At 44.1% G+C, this 6,355-nt stretch carries 4 protein-coding genes; all 4 read left to right on the top strand.

The window, feature by feature from the left end; genetic code table 11:
* Nucleotides 1-162 precede the first annotated feature (162 nt).
* Nucleotides 163-2,598, top strand: coding sequence for an ABC transporter permease (locus IH879_13595; protein ID MCH7675970.1), 2,436 nt, complete (start codon nt 163-165; stop codon nt 2,596-2,598).
* A gap of 118 nt (nt 2,599-2,716) precedes the next feature.
* Nucleotides 2,717-5,128 carry an ABC transporter permease gene (locus tag IH879_13590; protein MCH7675969.1) on the top strand — a complete coding sequence of 804 codons (2,412 nt, stop codon included), beginning with the start codon at nt 2,717-2,719 and terminating at the stop codon, nt 5,126-5,128.
* 230 nt (nt 5,129-5,358) lie between these two features.
* Nucleotides 5,359-5,643 carry a GIY-YIG nuclease family protein gene (locus IH879_13585; GenBank protein ID MCH7675968.1) on the top strand — a complete coding sequence of 95 codons (285 nt, stop codon included), beginning with the start codon at nt 5,359-5,361 and terminating at the stop codon, nt 5,641-5,643.
* Between the two features lie 200 nt (nt 5,644-5,843).
* The coding region (locus IH879_13580) for an ABC transporter ATP-binding protein (protein ID MCH7675967.1) at nt 5,844-6,355 on the top strand (512 nt) is incomplete at its 3' end.

Raw genomic sequence — 6,355 nt, 5'->3', positions numbered from 1 at the left:
TCCTTTCTAAGGCCTCAAAAAAACAAATTTGGCATAGTTGTTGAAAGTGTTTGCGTGTTAAAGTTGCCAAAAAAAACTCAACAGTCAATTTTACCTTGAGACGACGCTCTTCACATTAATACTTTACACCTCAACACGCTAACACTTAGTTTGGAGGGAATCATGTTCAAAAGCTACCTGAAAATCGCTTTTAGAAATCTACTCAAAAGTAAAGTTTTTTCATTTATCAATGTCTTTAGTCTGTCCATCGGCATTGCTTGCTGCATTTTGATTTTCCTCTTTGTGAGAGATGAATGGAGTTATGATGACTTTCATGAAAATGCCGAGCAAATCTACCGGTTGGCGCTCAAAGAAAACTACGGTGAAAACAACCAGCATTTCAATACATTGACTCCGCTTCCAATGGGACAGGCGGTGGCAGATTATTTTCCCGAAATAGAAAAATATGCACGAATCGCTACCCGCACCGATATTGTTCGCTATGGCGATATTAATTTTTCAGAGCGCTATCATCTGGTCGATAAAGAATTTTTCGAACTGTTTTCATTTCAATTATTAAAAGGCGATTCACAGAATCCGTTGCCAACGCCAAACTCCCTTGTTTTAACCGAAGCGATGGTGCGAAAATATTTTGGCGATGACACTCCCCTGGGCAAGCGTATGTCCATCAAGATTTCTGATGAAATGCAGGAATTCACCGTTACGGGAATCGCAGCCAATCCTCCGGCAAATTCAAGTATCCAATTTGATTTTCTGCTGCCGTTTGAAAAAACAAGAGATATTTACAGTGAGAGGGCCTTCACACATTGGTGGGTGGTCGTTCCGGAGACCTATGTTCTTTTCAATGAGCAGGCTGATGCTTCAGAAGTACAGGCCAAGATTCCGCTTTTGGTTAAGAAGATTATGGGGGATCGATTCAAAGAAGGCGAATACGGGATTCTTTTACAGCCGTTTTCAGAGATCCATTTAGGCACAGGCTTCCCGAGTGGGTTAGAGCCTACCAGTGATCCCGCCTATTCTTACATTTTATCCGGTATTGCTTTTTTGGTTCTTTTGATTGCCTGCATCAATTTTATGACTCTGTCCATTGGCCGATCGACCGGCCGCGCTCTTGAAGTCGGCGTACGTAAAGTGGTTGGCGCCATGAAAACCCAGTTGATGAAACAGTTCTGGGGTGAGGCGCTTTTGCTGAGCTTTTTTGCCATGCTGCTCGGCATCGGACTGGCGGAATTGTTTTTACCCGCCTTTAATAGCTTAGCCAACAAAAATCTCGATCTCAATCTTGACGCAATGACGCTTTCGGGGTTTGTTTTTATGACTTTGGCTATCGGGTTTGTTGCCGGTAGTTATCCCGCCGCAGTGCTTTCAAATTTTCGTCCTATAGACGTTTTAAAGGGACACCCCCCTTTAGGGGGGAATTTAAGGGGGGTTTGGAAGGGAAGTTTTTTCCAGAAGGGGCTTGTTGTCCTGCAGTTTGCGCTCTCCATCATTCTCATTATTTGCACTCTGTTAATGACCAAACAAATGGACTTTCTGCAGGTAAAAAACCTTGGGTTTGATCGTGAACAAGTTGTTGTGATCCCAACGAATGCCAATTCCGATAAAAGCATGAATATGGTAGAGCTTTACCGGAATGAGCTGCTTCCACATAAAGATGTGGTCAAGGTCTCTGCCTCGGCAAATACATTCGGCGAAGGGTGGTTTTTTATCGGCTTCAACACGAATGCCGGCTCGTACGAAAATTTCTGGTTTAATCCGGTAGATTTCGATTTCATCGAGCTGATGGGCATGAAAATCGTCCAGGGACGAGATTTTTCTCGACAACACGGCACCGATAGGCAGCAAGCCGTCATCATCAACGAAGCTTTTGTCAAAGAATTCGGATTAAAAAATCCTGTTGGTGGCCAATTGCCCGGCAAGTTTCCCGAGCACTCAATTATCGGCGTGGTCAAAGATTTTAATTTCAGGTCTCTTCATGAATCCGTTGAGCCGCTGGTTCTCAGTATAAATCCCGGCACGGTTTTCCGCGGCGCAAGTGATGTCAACAGCGCTTCGGACGGTATTCCAAAAATTGCCGTGAAAATACGCGGCGAGGATATCAGCGGGACACTGGCAACTCTCCGGGGAACGTGGCTAAATCTCTTTCCGGATATTCCGTTTAACTACTCCTTCCTCGATGAACGAGTTGAGAGACAGTATCGGGCTGAGGAGCGTTGGCAAAAGATTGTCAGCCACTCATCGACATTTGCCATTGTAATTGCTTGCCTGGGCTTATTCGGATTGGCATCCTTAGCCGTAACACGACGAACGAAGGAAATTGGAGTTCGTAAGATTCTGGGCGCTACTGCAGCTAATGTCATGTTTATATTATCGAAGGAATTTACAGTTATTGTGCTAATTGCCATTCTTGTCGCGTGGCCGGCAGCCTATCTTGTCATGAATAGCTGGCTGCAGGATTTTGCCTATCGAATCGACATTGGTTTTGAAATGTTCATTTTTGCGGGTCTGTTCGCATTTGGCATTGCGTTGATCACAGTGAGCTACCATTCTATCAAAGCAACTTTCACCAATCCGGTAGATGCTTTGAGATATGAATAGCTGTCAGCTATCAGCCATCAGCTTTCTGCTGAAGGCTGGCAGCTGAGTGCTATTTACCAGAACATTTTCTCCAATTAGTTGTCTATTTAGAAATTAAGTAAGTCAAGGATACCTTCCCATGATTTCAAATTATCTCAAAGTCGCACTCCGAAATTTATTAAAACATAAAGCTTATACATTTATTAATGTTGTGGGTCTCTCTATTGGCCTGGCCTGTTGTGTGCTCATTCTGCTTTATGTAAAGGATGAGTTGAGCTATGACCGTTATCACACAAAGGCAGATCGTATTTACCGGGTGATTTTGCACGGGCGCCTGGCGGGAAATGAGATTCATGCGGCCAACACCTGCGTGCCCATGGCGGCGACTCTGACAGCGGAGTATCCGGAAGTTGAATTTGCCACGCGGTTGGATAATCTCGGCACCGTATTAGTGAGCCACAAGGAAAAAAGCTTCAATGAAGAGCGGGTGTTTTTTGCCGATTCAAGCTTTTTTGATATTTTTACGCTACGGCTGCTGAGTGGAAACCCTAAAAATGTGCTGAGTGCCCCGAACTCGGTCGTGTTGACGGAAGCGACCGTCAGGAAATACTTTGGCGAAGACGATCCCATGGGCCGAACCCTCACATTTGACGACAATACGGATTACCTTGTGACCGGTGTTTCGGAGAATGTACCCGAAAACTCCCATTTTCATTTTGATTTTTTAGCTTCGTTTAATTCGTTGTCCTGGAGCACCAGTACTTTCTGGGTTAACAACAATTTGAAAACTTATATCCTCCTGCAGGAAAATGTGCCTCCATCTCAGCTTGAAGCCAAATTTCCGCAGTTAATACGAAAGTATGTGGCGCCACAAATTCAGCAGGGACTGGGCGTTACCTATGACGAATTTATCGAAAGCGGCGGTGAGTACAATTATTCTTTACAGCCATTTACGAATATCCACTTGTACTCCAAACTAGAGGATGAAATTGAGCCGGGTGGTAATGCTGCCTACATCACAATTTTTTCCATCATCGCTTTCTTTGTCCTTTTACTGGCCTGCATCAATTTTATGAATCTCGCTACAGCGCGCTCTGCCAACCGGGCGAAAGAGGTTGGTATCCGGAAAGTAGTAGGCTCAAGGCAAATTCAGCTTATCAAACAATTTTTGATTGAAGCTGCATTGCTGAGTTTTATCGCCATGGTAGTTGCTGTTTTTTTAGTAGAGCTATTTCTGCCATGGTTTAATGATCTAGCTGCAAAAAATATTGAGATAAACTTCCTGTCTGATCGTTATCTTTTGCCGGGATTATTTTTAGTGACAATTTTAGTGAGCGTTTTAGCCGGGAGTTATCCCGCCTTTTATTTAGCGGCTTTTAAACCCATTGCGGTTTTGAAGGGTGCCTCAACTGTAGGGGCAACCGGCCGGTCGCCCCTACTTCGGAAAATCCTGGTTGTCTTCCAATTTGCCGTTTCGATCATTCTAATCATCGGAACTTTGGTTGTGGGTAAGCAAATGCAGTACATAAGAAATAAACAGTTAGGTTTTAATAAAGAACAGGTCGTTGTCATCCACAGGGCGGCTGCAACCGGAGATATTTCGGCGTTTGAGACTGAGATTGAGCGGCTGCCCAATGTCATTTCCGCCGCCGCGACCCGGCACCTGCCAGGCCAATCAATGGATGTTAACGTTTTCAAACCCGAAGGAGCGCCGGAAACCGAAGGTTATCTGGTTAACACGTTTTCCGTCGGCTATGACTACATCGAAACCCTCGGTATCGAATTGCTGGCAGGAAGAAGTTTTTCGAGGGATTTCGGAAGCGATTCGTCGGCTTATATTATTAATGAAGCGGCAATGAAAAAATTTGGCTGGGATGAAGCTGTTGGCAAAACGATTTTTGAACCGGATAAAGCGGGGCCGCTTATCGGGCAGGTTATTGGCCTGATGAAGGATTTCCATTATAAATCGTTGCATGCAGAAATCGAGCCTGCTTTGCTGCGATTGGCTGCTTTCCCCACCTATGTAGCCTCGAGGATTTCCTCAGATAATATTCAAGGGACGTTATCAGATTTAGAGAAAATTTGGCAGGAATTCGCCCCTGAGCAGCCGTTTCAATATTCATTTCTGGATCAGGATTTTGACAAACTGTACAGAGCGGATCAGCAGGTCGGTAAACTTGTCGGGACGTTTACTGTTTTTGCTATCTTTATCGCTTGCCTGGGATTGTTCGGTTTGGCGTCTTTTTCGGCAGAGCAGCGCACCAAAGAGATTGGCGTGCGCAAAGTTCTGGGGGCATCCGTGCCGAATATTATTTTGCTTCTTTCAAAGGAATTCACGAAGTTGGTCATAGTTGCTTTTATCATTGCTGCACCCATTGCCCTTTATGCAATGAACAAGTGGTTGCAGGAATTTGCATACAAAACCGACATCAACATTTCAATCTTTATTCTGGCAGGAAGCGGCGCTCTGTTGATCGCCTATCTTACGGTTGGTTACCAGGCAGCCAAGGCAGCCCTGGCGAATCCAATTGATGCTTTGAAATATGAATAGTTTCATGCATACAGCTAATAGCGTGTTCAGCTAACTAAGTTTGACCGGAAACTCCGAAGTCGTCGTTCTGAGCGCATGGTGCAACAAGTGGGCAATTCTACAACGAATCAGCGGGCGCGAAGAATCTCAGCTTTGACCAAGAGAGATTCTTCGCACATTGAGCTAATCTAGAAATGCAGTGCTGTGAGTTCAGTACTCAGAATGACTTTTTGGGTTTTTATTTTTTGGTTATGAAGCAGTTTTATGTTTACATACTGACAAATAAATCCAGGACCTTATATGTCGGAGTCACCAATGATCTTCAAGGTCGGGTTTACGTACATAAAAATAAAATTAATGAAGGCTTTACTAAAAAATACAACATAGCGAAATTAGTCTACTACGAAGAGTTTTCGGATAGTTACTCTGCCATAGTGCGGGAGAAGCAAATTAAAGGCTGGTTGAGAAAAAAGAAAATTGCACTAATCGAGTCAATGAATCCTGAATGGACGGATTTAGCTGAAGGTTGGTCTTGAAAGTTTTAGGCTGTCGTTCTGAGCGCATGTTGCAACAAGCGGGCAATTCTACAACGAATCGATGAGCGCGAAGAATTTCAGCTTTGTGCAAGAGAGATTCTTCGCACATCGAAGGTAAATTTTTAAAAGAGCTTAGTGTTGTTATGTGCTCAGAAGGACTGTTTATAGTTTTCGGTCAATCACTAATTTAAGGAGCGAGCATGATCTCTTTAAAAAATATTGTCAAGTATTACAAAACCGGTTTTGGAAACACTTTTGTTTTGCGCGATATTAATCTTGAAATTGCCGAAGGTGAGTTTGTGACCATTATGGGACCGTCGGGGTCCGGCAAATCAACTTTGCTCCATATCATGGGAATGTTGGATGCCCCTTCCAGCGGTGAGTATTTTTTTAATGATATTAATGTCATTAAACTGAAGGAGAGAAAGCGAACCGAATTGCATTCAACGAACATTGGATTTGTGTTTCAAAGCTATCACCTGATCGACGAATTGACGGTTTACGAAAATATCGAGATGCCGCTCCTGTACAGAAAAATCAAAGGCGCTGAGCGCAAGGGGCTGGTCGCGGACTCTCTCGACCGCTTTCAAATTGTCGGCAAGAAAAACCTTTTTCCGAATCAATTGTCCGGCGGACAGCAGCAGTTGGTTGGCATTGCCAGAGCCGTCATCACCAATCCAAAGATTATTGACGCAAACAAACCGACGTGGAA

The organism is candidate division KSB1 bacterium, from assembly GCA_022562085.1.
GTDB lineage: Bacteria > Zhuqueibacterota > Zhuqueibacteria > Oceanimicrobiales > Oceanimicrobiaceae > Oceanimicrobium.
This window is presented reverse-complemented; position numbering and strand designations above follow the sequence as displayed.